Genomic DNA, 14,970 nt, shown 5'->3' with positions numbered 1-14,970 from the left:
CCAACCGCAATGACAAAAGGAAGTTTATCAGTAGATTGACTCTCACTTACGCCAGAGAACTCAGGGAAAGTTAGTCAAAAGGCGACCCCGAAAAAAATCAGAACGCTATACGCCAGCACCAGCGCGTCGAAACCATGGTATTGCAGTTTCTTGTAAAACATCCTGAAACCTCGCCAGGCCGGCTTATCTCTGGTCTCAATCCGGCTTAGCAGTTCTATAGCCTCGGCATTACCTTTATTCGCTCCAAGAATCCAGAATATATGGCCTCGCGCTTCGTCATACTTATTCAACTGAATGCAAACTCGCGCCATCAACATCAACGCCCGCTGATTAGTCGCCTCCAGACGTAAAGCGCGCTCGGCATAGAGATACGCTTGCTCCCATTCTGAGCTGTCGCAATAACACTCCGCCAGGGCGTAAATAACAGCAAAATCATTTGGGTGCTCAGATAAAAGCAACTTCAACGGCGCTAAGATATCTAATCCCTGCTGCAGTCGATTCAACCGAAGTGAAGCGATTTGATAGGCGGTAGTTTGAGGCTCTAATTCCAGAGCCAACTCAATATGCCTGCGAGCCGCGTCATAGCGTTTGTTCGCTTCAGAAACGACCGCCGCGGCGTATTGGCAGAATGCGCTGCGACGATCTTCCGCCACGCCATACTGGGCTTCCACTCGCGCAGCCAACATACGGTTTTGCGGAATAAGACATAACGCCAAAAGTGCATGCCCTTCAGCCGATGGAGTCGAATCCAGTATATCTTTCAGCTGCCACGTAGCTTTTTCATAATCTAGATGGTTATAGCTGCGCCATGCTTCACTTAGGCTTTTATCGAGCTTCATATTATCCCCACGAGCACAAGACGACCTATCTCTGTGAAGTGATCAGACACGTCCAAATTCACCGCCAACATAGTGAAACCAAAGATTAACGCCGGCTCATACTCTTCGCTCTTATCTCTGTATTTCGTTCTATCTCGCCCTTGATTTTGCAATATAAAAACATAAACAGTGGCGCTCAATTTCCATGCGAACAACACCAGCAAACAACCCTCATACCCTGGGCCGTCGACTGTAAACCAAGGCAGCAGAAACCCAGCTAGCAAATAGGCCCCAATAATCCCCACAGCCATAACGACAACTTCTCGGACGTAGTTTGGGTTCCCTGCAATCCACCCTCCCAGAATAAACAAGGGCCAGCTGAGCCAGACACCCTGCATTAAAAATGCAATCAAGGGTATCAGCGGATTAGAGATAAAAGACGCAAAGTAGTACCTGTGGGACCAGCGACCTTCATCCGCAAGTTTATAGTCGCTCATTGCCGCCCCCTGCCTTTGTTCCGGTCATTGTCGCCGGCCAATCAGTCTTTCGCAGAAGCGGAAATCTTCCCGACTCTGTCTTATTGGGTTTGTAACAAACGCTGTCGAGAAACTCCGCCATATTTTGTTTGACCCGTTCCATAAAGTTGGTGTCTTTGGTGTCGCTGGGCCCCTTTTGCGAGGAAAGCTCTACGGAAACCTGAAGCAGATGCTCGCTTGTCAGCGGAAGCAGGTAGAAAAGTCGCCGACAGGCGCCTGGAATACGCACCTCATAGTGAAACCACGTCAGCCCGTTAGCCTCTTTTTCCATCAGATCGTCCATGGTTATGGGGTACTGAAGCTGCTGTCCTGAATACACCTTGCCCGCTTCAAAGCGTATCACCTTATGCATAGATTTTTTCGGTAAATAGACAGTCGCATACAGCTCCCGCCAGTCGTCCTCACACGCTTTTAATAGCCACCGCTTCAGCGACTCAGCGCGACGAAAGTCAGTATCGCTATTCCGGCATGGCAACCGACATAGTTTCATCTCCAGCAGGGCCTCTCCCACAACGCCCTCATGATCGCAATAGCCCCACCCGGCATAAACAATGGACAGCCTTCTGACCGGAACATCGTCCAGCCTCGTCAGTAAAGTATCTTTATAAAGATCCGCTTGCTTGGAGATAAAGTATGATTTTCGCTGCTCGCCCCACGGAGTCGTCCGAGAGGCCGAGCTTGCTGGCAGCGAAAAGCTTAGTGTGCTCCGAGACAGCAGGATTTCATGCACTGGCGCAGACTTGAAATCCGGCCCCGAGAGACTGGATCTGGACCCTAAACGCAGAACGGATTCGTCTTGCTGGGGTGGGCCTTTTCGCCGTGCGCGGTTAAACCACTTCATCCGCCCTCCTGTCCGCAATATGGGCGTCCGTTCTGGCGTAAGGAGAGTAAATGACCCGAATTTCGCGCATCAGATTTCGGATATCGAGAGGAATGACATCGTCAACGTTCAGGTTGGGACTGAAATAGTCAGGTGTTTTGTCGTCGAGATAAAAAGTAAGGGTGACAACATGGCTGGGAGTCACCGCGGCGTGGGCGACCACATGACCATGATCATGAGGTCTAAAGGCTTCATATATCAGCCAGGGGACGCCATTGATCAAACAAGTAAACAGTTCCTCCGGTTGTCGAGGACGTCGCCAAAGTCGCAAGTCTTCGACAATATTTTTTCCTTCCAACTCATTCCCATAAACAGCCTTGATCAATTTACCAAAGGCTTTTACCGAATCTTTATGGCTATCCCGCCCCCCTAGCCCCAATTCTTCGAGGCGTTCGGCAACGATCTGTTTATCTTTCTCCCTAAACGCCTTCTGTACGGATGTTAGCACCCACTCCGCTAACTGCTCGATGTCGCGTAAATCCAAACCATCACTGTCTTGCGCCCACACCAGCTTGGCGAGCACACGCAATTCCGCCACAGCATTCGCTTTCTTTAATGCCCCGGATAAATGATAGGCAAGGTCAAACTTCAGGAGATCGATATACGGGAGCCTGCCCCACATCTCGTAATTCCACTCCTGATAAATGTCATAGACGCCACATAGATCCAAAGAACCGTCACGAGCTTTGCTGGCCGGATAAGGAACGCTAAGAACGATGCCGGAAAGATTGACCAGATAGCGAGGCATCGCGGCGAAGTCGTAGCGGACAACGGAGCTTGACGCTGATTCAGTTAGCGGAACGGTGGACATGTACTCCCTTAACTTCGCTTTGTCATCCAGAGGATGGGATGCAGTCCGCTTCAAGCGGGCAGGAAAATTCGGGAGAAAAGTTTAAAGAATCGGGCAGTGAGATAAATAATCCATTCAGACTATTCGCCCGATCCCTTTGCCTTTGGAGAAGCCAACTCCAAGATGTTTAGCGCGTCGCCCCGCGCAATATGGCGATCCAGCGCCATAGGCGGAACATGTCCGCCAGGGTGTTGGCGACGTAGGTGAAAGATTCCGCTCTGAGTATGCGACGCACGGCGGCTTCCTGTCGGGGAGTGATGTATTCGCCGTCCACCAAAATCGGCAGCGCTTTGTTAAAGCTGGCGTCCCATTCCAGCGGCAATACGACCATCTGCGCCGCCACGGAAGCCAGTAAGGCGATCAGGCCGGTGGCGATGGTCAGCAACACCAGTTGCGGGACGTGCAGCACCGCCAGAATGACGGGGGAAAACATGAAAATAGTGAGAGCCAGTTTTTCCGCGGACTGAGCCGCCGGGGAGTATTTCGCGCGCAGTTTGGTGATGTTTTCGCCGCGAGCGTATTGGATTGCGTGGCCGACTTCATGGGCGGCGACAGCGACGGCGGTCAGGGATTTGCCACGGAATGTCTCAGGGCTCAGACGAATGGTTTTTTCTTCCGTCGAGTAGTGGTCGCCGCCGGATTGCGCCATAACCACTCTGACGTCATCCAGTCCGAAGCGTTGAACCAGATGAGAAGCCAACTCGCCGCCGGTACCTGGCATATCGACGATATCAGCAGAATACTTTTTCTTTACATGGCGGACCCACAGGTGCGGACCAGCGATGACGACGACTAATACAGATGCGATTATTATTATCAGGTGCATACTATTACGCTCTCACAAAAACCAAGCCTACATTCACTACATCCGCACCGGTTATCCGATGCATTTCGTGCAGCAGTTTCTGCTTCGCCTGGGAGCCCTCCGAGCCAGACGAGTTTCGGGCTGTCTTCGCCAAGCCGGCTTCCTGCCGCCTTCTTAGTAAGGAGTTCAGCGTAGGCGCGCTGCGCCGTCGCAAAAGAAAGTTATTTCAACCCACTTTTTTATTCCTTAGACAGGGATAGAGTGTAGCGGCAATATTCAGCTTAGGCAAAAAAGACTACTTGATGAGAATTATGGGCTAATCCCCTCTTATTTACCCATAGCGTCATCTTGCCGCCAGAGGCCTCAATGAATGTTTCTTCATTCTTTTCCCGCCTCTTCTTCAGGCTGGGTGACGGGAAGCCAGATCGTGAATGTCGTCCCTTCTCCCGGCTTGCTGGTCACCTCCATACGCCCATGATGTTTCTGCACAATACTGTAGGACACGGACAGTCCTAATCCGGTTCCCTTACCCACTGGTTTGGTCGTGAAGAACGGTTCGAAGATGCGGTTTAGATTCTCGGTCGAGATGCCGGAGCCGGAGTCAGAGACTCGAATGAACACCATGTCGCCCTGCAGACCGGTGGAGATTTTGATGACGCCCTGTTTTTCAATCGCATGCGCCGCATTGACGATCAGGTTCATGAATACCTGATTGATCTGCGATGCGATGCATTGCACCCGGGGAATATCGCCATAGTCTTTTTGAACTTCGGCTTTGTATTTCACCTCATTCCAAACCACATTGAGCGTGCTGTCCATACCATTGTGCAGATCCGCCAACTGCCAGTCGGATTCCCCGACGTGCGAAAAGCCTTTCAAATCCTGCACGATGCGTTTGACTCGCTCAATGCCATCCTTGGATTCATTGACCAGCGTCACCAGATCTTCTTTCAGATAATCGAAGTCATACTCTTCTTTCGCCTTGTTGACGGCGTCCCTAACTGCTGCGTCGCCAACCTTCTCAAACTGTTGTTCATAAACTTCTATAACCGCCAGCAGGTCATTCACCATATGTCCCAGAGACCCCATGTTGGAGTACACGTAGCCGGTAGGATTGTTGATCTCATGGGCCACGCCCGCCGCCAACTGGCCGATGGCCGCCATCTTCTCTGACTGCAGCAGTTGATTCTGCGCCTCTTCCAGCTTGACGATGAGTTTCTTCTGCTCTTGCTTTTCGTGCTCCAGACGGGCGGTCAGCTGCTCCAGTTGCAGGGTTTGCTCCGCTACCTCAGTGACATCCGTGATCATGATCAAGACGCCGGTGACCTCGCCTTTTTCATCTGTCAGCGGGGAGAAAGTGGCGTTCTGGTACATTACATCAAGCCCTCCGGTCATCGGACGGCTGGTAGGGAAACGAAAGACGTAGGGGCGTTTTTTCCAGTCAGTGAACGCCATGTTCTGAATGGTGTACACCGTGTCGATTTTTTTCTTGAACCAGCTTTGCGGCAGGTCGGGAAATACGTCAAAGATGCTTTTGTCGATCGCGTTCGCTTCGCCGCTGTTGATCTGCATGAATTCGTTCCAAAAGCAGATCCGGCAATCCTGGTCCAGAATGACGATTCCCATGCTGATTTGCTGCAGCACATTCTCCAACAGCTTTTGTTCGAACGACATCCCCACTCCTTCCCGCAAGTCCTTTACTTACGCGCGTCTTTCGCCAAACGCGCGCCATGGGTCAAACGCCTTTGAGCAACTTATCCACTGCGGTGACGACAGTGGCGATGGATTCATTCGCAATACAGATCAGCAATTCACAGAAAAAGGCGTGCGCTTCAATTTTGAACTGGATTTCCACCAGCAGCGCTTCTGAATCCTGAGGCAGGCGTTGGTTTTCGAGAGCTTCCGCCACGGTTTTTCCTTCCACCAACAGCCCAGGGGTGGAGAATGACGATTTAGTGAAATTCAGCTGCTGGCTCAGGCCGGTAATACAGGCGCCCACCAGAATATTGGTAACGTCGAGAATCAGCTCTTCCTTAATTCTTTGAGCATCGCCGCTGTCCTGAGAGTATCCCATTAATTCGGCCAGCTCATTGGCGCCGTTCATGCCGAAAAATATCACCACTTCGCCCCGCAATGGCCCCACAAACGACTGTCGGGTGGCAATGATGGGCGTATCGCCAAGTCGCTTGCTCAGTTCCGGATCGGCCTGAGATTTGAGGGAGTAGAGCTTCGGCGCGGACAGGACTACAAAGGTTTCAATCAGGCGAGCAAGCCTGTTAGCGCCCTGCCCCATGGCGATATTGAATATTTCCTGCAGCGCGTCTAACTGGTCTCGAGTAAACATCTTTAAAGTAAACCGATATCGTGAATACGCTTTCTCAACAATTCCGTAGTGACGGGTTTACCGATAAAGCAGGCCGCCCCCAACGCCAGCACTCTCTGCTGCGCCTCGGGCTGAATATCGGCGCTGATGACGCAGACAATTGTGTTCGCTTCCGCTTCCTTCAGCTTTTTTAGCACGGTGTAGCCGTCCATTTCCGGCATGGTTAAATCCAGAAACATAACATCAGCCTTACCGGCGTAATAGGCGTCCATCGCTTCTTTACCATTACGGGCGAACGTGATTTCCACATCGCTAAGCTGCGGAGGCAGAGCGTTCATCACCATTCTCCGTGACAGTGACGAGTCGTCTGCAATAACAATATTCATTGTCATAGGCATTCTCCATTGCGGGCCGTACCGTTTAAGTATAGACAATGAAAAACAGCTGGTGCGGAATCGCCTCCAGCTGAGGGAAATAAGCGTTTGGGAAGCTACAGAGAATGGGTGTCGATGTTTTCGACGTAGTTCAGCAACTGAGGGTAAAAGCCCATAAAGCAGACTTCCAGCGCCTGATAGTTCAGTTCCACTTCCTCGCCTGCGCCATACATCGTGGTGCGCCGGCTCAGTCTGGCGGCGATGTTGTCCAGCGATCGGTAGATATTCGGCAGGCGCGCATAGCCGTTCAGCCAGTCATGTTCGCTCATATGGCTCACGGTGCGTTGCGCCCTTGGCGGCATCAGCTCATATTCTTCCAGAAGTGACGCATAGACGCCGCCAGCGAATGCTTCCAGTGAATCGGCATGCCAGTCTCGCCAGCTCCGAGCCAGGTAATGATCAAACGCCACATCCACAATAATTCCAGCGAAACGGCGGCGGGCGGGAGAAATCAACGCCATGGCCTCTTTGACCAACGCATGATTATCCGTATACAGGTCAATAGCCCGATGCAGACGTATTCCGGTGGCTACCGACGCAGGCAAATAATGCAGCTCCGCGCCCTTTACGAAATCGCCAAGCAAGTTGCCAGTGAATGATGTCGCGGAAACATCCGCCAAATGGAAGTGCGCCAGGAAGTTCATAAGAAGCTAAGTAGAAAGGAACAACGGTATACGGGAAGCCCTCCCTGGCCTCCATGCGGTTAACGATAGCGGGCGATAATTTCGTCGATTTTACCTTCGCTGCGCATCTTCGCCAGCGTCTCGTTGAGCAAGTCAACGTACTGTTGCGGCGTATCCACATTCAACGCCAAATACATCTCCGCCTGGTTGAAAACATAGGCCGGCTGCGGAGAGGGATATCCCGCCTGTTTTGCATAATACGGGCCGGAATAAGGGCCGGAGATCCACAAGTCGATGTACTTGCCATAAAGACGCTTTAGGTTCAGCGTATCATCATCGATCAGGCTGACGTTCACGCCTTTCTCAATCAGATACTCGCTGGCGATATCGCCTTTGTATCCGCCCACCCGGTACTTCTTCAGATCCTCAATGCTGGTGATGCTCATGGACTCATTGGGGCGACTGAACGCCACCCAGGAATCCTCCACCAGCGGCCCCACCCATTTGAACATGCTCTCGCGCTCTTCTGTACGAGTGGTGGAGAATACGCCGCGATAGGCCTTGCGTTGTGCGTGTTCAAAGGCGTAATGCCAGGCGCGCAGCTTCATGTTGTAAGGCAGTTTGGTGCGTTCGAACAACATTTTCACAATATCCGCCGAGACGCCGTATATCTGGTCGCCGGAGTGTTCGTACTCACTATTGTTCATGCTCATGTTGTACGGCGGGTAGTTTTCCGTAACTAGAAGAAATGTCTCCACTTTTTCCGCTGCAGACGCGGCGCCCGCGCACAGAGTCAGCGCCAGCAGTAGAGATTGAAAAGAATGTGCGATCAAAAATTTAAAGACCCGCATTTCGAACAGATGCTCCCCTTTTGGAAATAGTTTTGCTCAAACTAGTTTGGTTCTTGTTTGGAAGATTCGCCAGTATATCAGCTAATTAGCATAGGAACGCGGAAATAGCGCTGACGCGCCGCAATTTCAGCGTTATGATGATCACCTGAAGAGACCGGAAACACCCGAATCCCCCTGACATGCAAAGACAGGGCGAAAATGAATTTAATCGTGTAAAATTAATTGGCCCAAAGTTGATAAGTACAGCCACATGGGCTATTTACGATAAAGGGAAAGCAGAGCAAACTACTCGGAAATAAAATGGATTTAAGGTGATGGACATGCCGACTCTGGTGCAAGCAATATTCGGAAGGGGACAAGCCAAACTCAAACGGCTGCTGAAGGACTACCCGCCCTATCAGGCCCCGCATTCACAGGAACCGTTTTCCTTAACGATTGAGCAAGCCTACGCCAATCTCAACTACCTGATCGCAGAAAAAGCCAACCGTCTGGTTATTTACGGCGAACTGCTACGCAAGTTCGGTCTGGACCTGGACGAAGGGCTGCACAACGCTTCGCCGGAAGCCTTCTTGCGCGATCTTCACGCCTGGGCCTATAAACACTGGCCGGAAGTCTACGAACCGCATCTAGCGCGAAAAGACATATGGTTGAATTCCAAACGGGACGGCGATCATATTGTTTTCTCCATGTTGATGGACACCGCTATCGCCCTGGGTGAAATCGTGGTGAAGCATCGCCCGCGCACTTATTGGGGCCTGGATCTAAGCAACAGCAGCTGGCGCCTGCGTTACGTCAGCTATCAGCGGCCGGTATTGCTGGGCGTTCCCGACCCATACCAGAATAATGCGTTCATGGCGCTGGACTTCGAGAACACCGCCTTCTTCCATTATTCCAATATTCTGGCCACGCCCCAGCCGGCGCAGCCATTGGGCGTCAAAGTCCTGTACGCCCTGCGCGAAGAAGAAACCCTGACCCAGGACCCCGCCGGCTTGTTCGGCAGACGGGCGTAGCTTGCGCCGTACGCCCGTAGCGTTGTGAGTTAGTCGCTGTTCAGGGGGTTCTCCAGGTCAATGACATACAGGGTGTTGGCGTCTACGCGCCCTGTAGCTGGTATTATTTTTTGCGCTACATTCCCATTCTGCTCAGCCACCGCGAAATCATCGTCATTGATCACCGCCACTTTGTTGGCATCCATAATCCACAACCCTTCCAGCTTATCGTGCGGATAATTCATCTGCGCCAGCAAGTCGACCACCAGGGTCTTGCGCACGGGTTGCACGCCCGCCGCCGCAAGCTCGTCCCAGCTTAGCTCCTCCAACGCCTTACCATTGATTTGCATGCCGGTCTGCGAATCAAATTCTCCGCTGACGTCCGTCGCCCCACGCAGATCAATTTTATATAAACGCTTATATTTGGCTTTTTCACCCGCGAACCCGCCGTCCCTTTCCACCATCAGAAACTCATCTTTGGAAATCGCGGCGATTTCTGAGTTGGACAGGTTGTCCGCTTCCTGACGATACAGATACTGATGGGTTTCGCCTGTCGCAATATCCAACGTCAGAATGCGCGTCAGGGTTTTATTCTTCACCGCTTTTTTAGAGGGATTGAACAGCGTGGATTGCATGACGCCTACAAGACGTTGCTCATCCGGCGTAATCGCCAGTCCTTCCATGCCGCGATTAGGTCTTCGATTGGCGAACACTTTCGGCAGTTTACGACCGCCCGTCCCTGTTCCGAACGGATTAAGGCGCTCCAGCTCATAGCCTGCGGAAGAGTAATGCACGATATGGGGGCCATATTCATCGCTCACCCAAAAGCCCCCATCCTTAAGCGCTGCGATACCCTCAGGATCAAGTCCGTAGGGATCGAAACGCAGTACGCGACCAGCGTAATCATAAGGCGTTTCCCCCGTCGCCCCCATGCCTTCCGGGTTAGGCAGCCCCGTAATAGGCTCACCGCCGGGCGCATGCAGGGTCAGCGTGCGCACAATTCGCAGCTCGCCATTGCCGAGGCGCTCCACTTCAGCGATACGTGGCGAGTAACCTGGCACAGGGAACTTTTTACCTTTCCCCTCTGGCCCATCAAAGTCCACATTGGGACCACGATCCGTCAAGACATAGAAATGGCTGGGTTTAAGGGGGTGTCCCGTCATGGCGGAGCCAAATCCGCCATTGCGTACTTCCACGCCATTATCCAGTTTCTTTATTACCGAATAGGCGAGCGCGCCGACCAGTTCTTCCTGCGCTGACGCGGTGGCGACAATAGCGCTCAAACAGAACGTAAATGCGCCCTTACTGAGAAATGTTCGCATAGTGATTCCTTAAAGAAGACGTTAAGCCCTCTTCTGATATCAACCTTGCATGACAAATTCATGAAAATTTATCATTTTTTGAACAACTCTCTGAAAAATAAGCAATAAACTCTCACGGTTTCACAGAAACATGAACTATAGTTAATGCGTGCGCGAAGGACATTCATTTTGCGTACGGCCGATCAGTACATCGTTAGTTAACTGGCGGCGATAACAACTAAAGATACCAATCCGCTTTTCAGGGACATCCAGGACTGTACACAATGCTTTGCTGTTCATTCGGCCGCGGCTTACTACGCGCCTTGCCCAGACATTCCTTATTATCCGGCGACGCCAAATCGCCACTCTGCAGTTCTCCCACGCTGCGTGCGCGGCGCTTGGTTCTGGCGGTATGCGCGCCGGCGTTGCTACTCAGCATCGCCGCCTGCCGGCAGACTGAGGAGGCCACGGACACAACGCCTGATGCGCCTAATACAGGGCCGGGAACTACGCCAGAGGTGGTTCATTTGCAACAAGGCTGGTCCAGCGCCACCCGGGACCAGGCTCAGTTCGCCTCTTTCGGTTCGCGTATCATTCCCTATGACTGGCTTCTACATCTGGAACAGGCGGATAACGCAGCGCCGTTCCTGGCCGCTGCGCATATGGATGAACTGGGATTCCTGAGCGCGCCGGCGTCCGAACACAACCCTGACGCACTGCCTGTAGGCTTCGCCAAAGATGTGGACGACAACGGAGTCGCCTGGGCGGGATTGGGATGCGCCGCCTGCCATACGGCGGAAGTGCGTTATCAGGGAAAAAGCATCCGTATTGACGGCGGCTCAGCGCTGATCAACTACAGCGGCCTGGAATTCGCTATTCGCGACAGCGTACAAGCGACGCTGGCGCAACCCGAGAAATTCTCCCGCTTCGCAAAAGCGTTATCAGCCGAATCAGAAGCACAACTGAAAGCAGCCCTTCAGCAACGCCTGGATTATTTCACCGAGCGTTTCGCCATGAACAGCACCGAGGTCCCCTACGGTCGCGGAAGGCTGGATGCATTCGGGCAGATCTTTAATGTGGTCACCTCTGAAATCACTCATCAACCGGAAAACCGCCGCTCGCCCGATGCGCCCGTCAGTTTTCCCGTACTCTGGGGCACTCCGCGCATGGATCTGGTGCAGTGGAACGGCTCCGCCAGCAACGCCGCACCAGGACCATTGGCGCAAAACGTGACTACCGCGTTAGCGGTATATGGCGCAGCGACTGTAGATGGCCACAGCGAACTGCCCGGTTATCCCAGCAGCGTCAATTTCGGCAATCTGGGCGATATTCAAAAGCGCAATGAAGCCCTGCTGGCGCCGAAGTGGCCGGAATCAATTCTTGGCAAGTTGGATACGCAACGAGTAGAGCAAGGGCGCAGTCTATACGCGGAACGCTGTCTCTCCTGCCATACGCTGACGGACCACAACGCGCCTGACGCGAAGATCAATGTCGCTCTGACGCCGCTTGATGAAGTTGGCACCGACCCTAAAATGGCCATGAATTTCCTGCTCGCCAGCGCACAAAGCGGACCTTATCAGGGACGTAAGCTGATGGTATTCGGCGGCGCGGCGCTCGGAGCGACGGAGCCCAGCATCAAGCTGGTCATTCACGCCGCCATCGGGGCCATCGTGCGTCACCCCATCGCCGCCACTCTGGATGTCGCGGAAGCCTCACATCCCAGCGGCAAACCCAGCGCGACGGCGATCCCACGTTATTACAAAGGACGCCCGCTGGATGGCGTCTGGTCGTCCGCTCCCTATCTGCACAACGGCTCCGTCCCCAACCTGCAATCACTGCTGTCGCCGCCGGAACAACGCCCGCAAACATTCTATGTCGGCGATCGTGAGTTCGATCCCGTTAAGGTTGGCGCCAGCACACAACAGGTTCCCGGCGCGACGCTGTTCGACACGCGTCTGCCCGGAAACAGCAATGCAGGGCACGTATTTGGCGTGGATCTGAGCGCTGACGAAAAGCAGGCGCTGCTCGAATATCTGAAATCTCTATAACAACGCAATAAGAACGAAATAGGTGCGAAAGGAAAGGATATGACCTCCAAGGGAAGTATGAAGTTTGTCCAGCAAAAACGCAGCGCGCCGCTGCGACTGATCAAATGGCTAACGCTCGCCGTTATCGTATTGGTCGTCGCCGCATGCGCCGGGTTCGCCTGGTTTGTGCTGTATCCCAATAACAGCCTGCCGGCAGCGGAGCCTGTCGATAAATATGTGTATCTGGATCAGGGCTGGGATGGGGACAACGCGTCCTTGCGGGAACTTTACTATTACACTCCGCAGGGGGTTTCCATGCCCCAGGGCGCATCCGCTGGGGCGGTGCGCTATAACTGGTTCATACACTTGGAGGAGCCATTCAGCGAACAACGTCTGGCGGACCCGGAACGCATGCGACTTTTCCGCTTTGTCGTCGACCCTGTTCCCAGCGCGGCCAACCCTGATCAACTTCCGTTGGGCTTCAGCAAACACCTTGATCCAGCAATCGGCGAGGAAGTACTGGATGTCTCCTGCGCCGCCTGCCATAGCGGCGAACTGCACTATCAACGCGATGGCGTCCGTTATGCCGTGCGCGTCGATGGCGGTCCCGCCATGCACGCGCTCACCAGCATGGAGCGCGGCGCGTTTGCGCCGACTTTGGTGGCCTCTCTGTTTTATACCGCCGTCAATCCCTGGAAATTCGACCGCTTTGCGCAGAAAGTGCTGAGCGATCGCTACCCGGAAGGCAAAGATGAGCTGCGCTCCGCCTTGTGGAGCAGTGTCGGCGGGTTTGTCGGCGCAGGCCAGAACAACCCTCTGCGTAAACTCTACCCGGTGAATGAAGGCTACGGCCGCACCGACGCCCTGGGCCGCATCGGCAATACCCTGTTCGGCGACCACCTGAGCGCGTCCAACTATCAAGTCGGCGCAGCGCCAGTCAGCTATCCCTACCTGTGGGATATCTGGAAATTCAACTGGGTGCAGTATAACGGCTCGGTGGCGCAGCCTCTGGCGCGCAATATTGGCGAGGCGCTTGGCGTCGGCGCGCGCATTGATCTGGTCAACGCCGACGGCTCCCCCGTCCCTCCCGGCGAGCGCTTCCACAGCGCCGTGCGTATCGAAGATCTCGCCCGTATCGAAAGCGCGTTGCAAACGCTCAAGGCGCCCACCTGGCCGGAAGAAGTATTCGGTCCCGTGGATCAAGACCTCGCCGCCCAGGGCGAAGGACTGTTCCGACGCTATTGCCAGGGTTGTCATGGCCCCCATGAAGCCAATGTCGCCGACCTGGAGATCAATGCGCCTCTGAAACCCGCTCCCTGGTCGGAATGGATGATTTCGGTAGCGCCGCTCAGTGTGGTCGGCACCGATCCCAGCGCCGCCCAGGCCTTTATCGACAAGCACTACGACCTGTCAGCGACCGGATTGAGCAATCAGGATATCGACGACGCTTTACGCCCGTTGTTTACGCAACGTCTGATCCGTGAAGTGCGCGCCGGACTGAGACAGATCATCGCACTGCGCCAGGAGCGGGAGCTGCCTCTCGGCGACCTGCCGGAGCTGCTGGCGGCTTACCCCGCCAACGACGTCGTTCCCGTCGTCGCGCCTATTGGCGATTTCGCCGCTATTGCAACAGCGCTAAACAGTCTGTCCACACCAGAAGATAGCGCTTCGTCGAAAACGTCCTATCGTCCCCATTACGTGGAAAGCTGCGACTTGCTCTGCCTTAACGGGAAATTGTTAAGACTCACCCAGCAGGGAACCAAAGACATCGACAACCTGCTGGCGAAGCAGGACATCCACAGACTATCCGAAGGTTTGGCGTTGAATCTCATTGGCGTCCTGGTGAAAAACCGCTACTACGCCGACAACAATATCGACTATGCGCAGCGCCAATGCCTGGAAGGCTTCGGCACGCTCGACCTGCCGCAGGAAGTCGCAGGTTATAAGCCGCGCCCTCTGGCGGGAGTATGGGCGACGCCACCCTTCCTGCACAACGGCTCGGTGCCTAATCTCTATCAACTGTTATCGCCGCCCGAGCAGCGGGAAAGCCGTTTTCAGGTGGGCTACCGAGATTTCGATCCCCAACGCGTCGGCTTCGTTTCACAGCCGCCACAGGGCGCGGACGCCAACGGCTTTTGGTTCGACACCCGTTTGCCCGGCAACAGCAACAGCGGTCACGCGTTCTCCGCCTCCATGACGGACTGGCGCGCGTTCCTGCGGGACTCGGAGGCCAATCCGCTGCCCAAAGGCGTCATCGGACCCATGCTCACGGAGAAGCAGCGCATGGCGATTATCGAGTATCTGAAAGTGCATCGTGATGCGCCGGAAACGCCTCTGGAATTCAGGCCTCCCGGGTGCGCGACAGCCTCGGCAAACTGAGCGCCGCAAGGCGCTCACAGCGTCTGACGGTAAAGAAAAGAGGCCGACAAAGGGGGCTTGCAACAGCCTGCTGTTAAGTCGACAATGCGGCCTTTATTGGTAATACTAACCGACTATTGCGCCTTTCCTCCGGCGTACGCTAGGAGAGGGCATG

Annotated in this window: 14 protein-coding genes; 3 read left to right on the top strand and 11 right to left on the bottom strand. The window is 54.0% G+C overall.

Annotation, left to right across the window (positions count from 1 at the left end; translation table 11 throughout):
• Window positions 1-74 precede the first annotated feature (74 nt).
• The 10 genes from ACQYWX_RS02730 to ACQYWX_RS02685 all read right to left on the bottom strand — a co-directional run bounded on the left by ACQYWX_RS02730 (window position 75) and on the right by ACQYWX_RS02685 (window position 8,102).
• Window positions 75-716: a tetratricopeptide repeat protein gene (locus ACQYWX_RS02730; protein ID WP_431687808.1), complete on the bottom strand. Its 642-nt coding sequence runs from the start codon at window positions 714-716 to the stop codon at window positions 75-77.
• Window positions 717-835: 119 nt separating this feature from the next.
• Window positions 836-1,315: a hypothetical protein gene (locus ACQYWX_RS02725; protein WP_431687807.1), complete on the bottom strand. Its 480-nt coding sequence runs from the start codon at window positions 1,313-1,315 to the stop codon at window positions 836-838.
• Window positions 1,302-2,195, bottom strand: coding sequence for a hypothetical protein (locus ACQYWX_RS02720; protein ID WP_431687806.1), 894 nt, complete (start codon window positions 2,193-2,195; stop codon window positions 1,302-1,304). The genes ACQYWX_RS02725 and ACQYWX_RS02720 overlap by 14 nt, the downstream gene beginning before the upstream one ends.
• Complete coding sequence (locus ACQYWX_RS02715) at window positions 2,182-3,045, bottom strand: hypothetical protein (protein ID WP_431687805.1); 864 nt, start codon at window positions 3,043-3,045, stop codon at window positions 2,182-2,184. The genes ACQYWX_RS02720 and ACQYWX_RS02715 overlap by 14 nt, the downstream gene beginning before the upstream one ends.
• Window positions 3,046-3,211: 166 nt before the next feature.
• Window positions 3,212-3,910, bottom strand: coding sequence for a zinc metallopeptidase (locus ACQYWX_RS02710; RefSeq protein WP_216738809.1), 699 nt, complete (start codon window positions 3,908-3,910; stop codon window positions 3,212-3,214).
• Between the two features lie 357 nt (window positions 3,911-4,267).
• Window positions 4,268-5,563: an ATP-binding protein gene (locus ACQYWX_RS02705; protein WP_431687804.1), complete on the bottom strand. Its 1,296-nt coding sequence runs from the start codon at window positions 5,561-5,563 to the stop codon at window positions 4,268-4,270.
• A 61-nt stretch (window positions 5,564-5,624) separates the two neighbouring features.
• Window positions 5,625-6,233: a chemotaxis protein CheC gene (locus ACQYWX_RS02700; protein ID WP_431687803.1), complete on the bottom strand. Its 609-nt coding sequence runs from the start codon at window positions 6,231-6,233 to the stop codon at window positions 5,625-5,627.
• A 2-nt stretch (window positions 6,234-6,235) separates the two neighbouring features.
• The gene (locus ACQYWX_RS02695) at window positions 6,236-6,604 is read right to left on the bottom strand and encodes a response regulator (protein WP_127968254.1); all 369 of its coding nucleotides are present in this window, start codon (window positions 6,602-6,604) and stop codon (window positions 6,236-6,238) included.
• A 98-nt stretch (window positions 6,605-6,702) separates the two neighbouring features.
• Complete coding sequence (locus ACQYWX_RS02690) at window positions 6,703-7,290, bottom strand: ACP phosphodiesterase (RefSeq protein WP_431687802.1); 588 nt, start codon at window positions 7,288-7,290, stop codon at window positions 6,703-6,705.
• A gap of 59 nt (window positions 7,291-7,349) precedes the next feature.
• The gene (locus ACQYWX_RS02685) at window positions 7,350-8,102 is read right to left on the bottom strand and encodes a substrate-binding periplasmic protein (protein ID WP_253938553.1); all 753 of its coding nucleotides are present in this window, start codon (window positions 8,100-8,102) and stop codon (window positions 7,350-7,352) included.
• A 338-nt stretch (window positions 8,103-8,440) separates the two neighbouring features.
• Here ACQYWX_RS02685 and ACQYWX_RS02680 point away from each other — a divergent pair, with 338 nt between their 5' ends.
• Window positions 8,441-9,130 (top strand): hypothetical protein, encoded by a 690-nt coding sequence (locus tag ACQYWX_RS02680; protein WP_127968251.1) that lies wholly within the window; start codon window positions 8,441-8,443, stop codon window positions 9,128-9,130.
• Between the two features lie 29 nt (window positions 9,131-9,159).
• Here ACQYWX_RS02680 and ACQYWX_RS02675 read toward each other — a convergent pair whose 3' ends face one another.
• Complete coding sequence (locus ACQYWX_RS02675; RefSeq protein WP_431687801.1) at window positions 9,160-10,431, bottom strand: esterase-like activity of phytase family protein; 1,272 nt, start codon at window positions 10,429-10,431, stop codon at window positions 9,160-9,162.
• Window positions 10,432-10,694: 263 nt separating this feature from the next.
• Between ACQYWX_RS02675 and ACQYWX_RS02670 the strand changes: the two genes are divergently transcribed.
• Both ACQYWX_RS02670 and ACQYWX_RS02665 read left to right on the top strand, forming a co-directional pair.
• Complete coding sequence (locus ACQYWX_RS02670) at window positions 10,695-12,458, top strand: di-heme-cytochrome C peroxidase (protein WP_431687800.1); 1,764 nt, start codon at window positions 10,695-10,697, stop codon at window positions 12,456-12,458.
• 39 nt (window positions 12,459-12,497) lie between these two features.
• The gene (locus ACQYWX_RS02665) at window positions 12,498-14,816 is read left to right on the top strand and encodes a di-heme-cytochrome C peroxidase (RefSeq protein ID WP_431687799.1); all 2,319 of its coding nucleotides are present in this window, start codon (window positions 12,498-12,500) and stop codon (window positions 14,814-14,816) included.
• Window positions 14,817-14,970: the final 154 nt, after the last annotated feature.

The organism is Hahella sp. NBU794 (genome assembly GCF_050749805.1).
In the GTDB taxonomy this organism is placed as follows: domain Bacteria; phylum Pseudomonadota; class Gammaproteobacteria; order Pseudomonadales; family Oleiphilaceae; genus Hahella.
Note: the sequence above shows the minus strand (reverse complement) of the source record. Positions and strands in the feature narration are given on the sequence as shown.

Excerpts from the sequence above, each read along its gene's own strand:
- ACQYWX_RS02665 (WP_431687799.1), top strand. The coding sequence starts at position 12,498 with ATGACCTCCAAGGGAAGTATGAAGTTTGTCCAGCAAAAACGCAGCGCG.
- ACQYWX_RS02680 (WP_127968251.1), top strand. The coding sequence starts at position 8,441 with ATGCCGACTCTGGTGCAAGCAATATTCGGAAGGGGACAAGCCAAACTC.
- ACQYWX_RS02710 (WP_216738809.1), bottom strand. The coding sequence starts at position 3,910 with ATGCACCTGATAATAATAATCGCATCTGTATTAGTCGTCGTCATCGCT.
- ACQYWX_RS02705 (WP_431687804.1), bottom strand. The coding sequence starts at position 5,563 with ATGTCGTTCGAACAAAAGCTGTTGGAGAATGTGCTGCAGCAAATCAGC.
- ACQYWX_RS02700 (WP_431687803.1), bottom strand. The coding sequence starts at position 6,233 with ATGTTTACTCGAGACCAGTTAGACGCGCTGCAGGAAATATTCAATATC.
- ACQYWX_RS02725 (WP_431687807.1), bottom strand. The coding sequence starts at position 1,315 with ATGAGCGACTATAAACTTGCGGATGAAGGTCGCTGGTCCCACAGGTAC.
- ACQYWX_RS02675 (WP_431687801.1), bottom strand. The coding sequence starts at position 10,431 with ATGCGAACATTTCTCAGTAAGGGCGCATTTACGTTCTGTTTGAGCGCT.
- ACQYWX_RS02715 (WP_431687805.1), bottom strand. The coding sequence starts at position 3,045 with ATGTCCACCGTTCCGCTAACTGAATCAGCGTCAAGCTCCGTTGTCCGC.
- ACQYWX_RS02690 (WP_431687802.1), bottom strand. The coding sequence starts at position 7,290 with ATGAACTTCCTGGCGCACTTCCATTTGGCGGATGTTTCCGCGACATCA.
- ACQYWX_RS02720 (WP_431687806.1), bottom strand. The coding sequence starts at position 2,195 with ATGAAGTGGTTTAACCGCGCACGGCGAAAAGGCCCACCCCAGCAAGAC.
- ACQYWX_RS02695 (WP_127968254.1), bottom strand. The coding sequence starts at position 6,604 with ATGACAATGAATATTGTTATTGCAGACGACTCGTCACTGTCACGGAGA.
- ACQYWX_RS02670 (WP_431687800.1), top strand. The coding sequence starts at position 10,695 with ATGCTTTGCTGTTCATTCGGCCGCGGCTTACTACGCGCCTTGCCCAGA.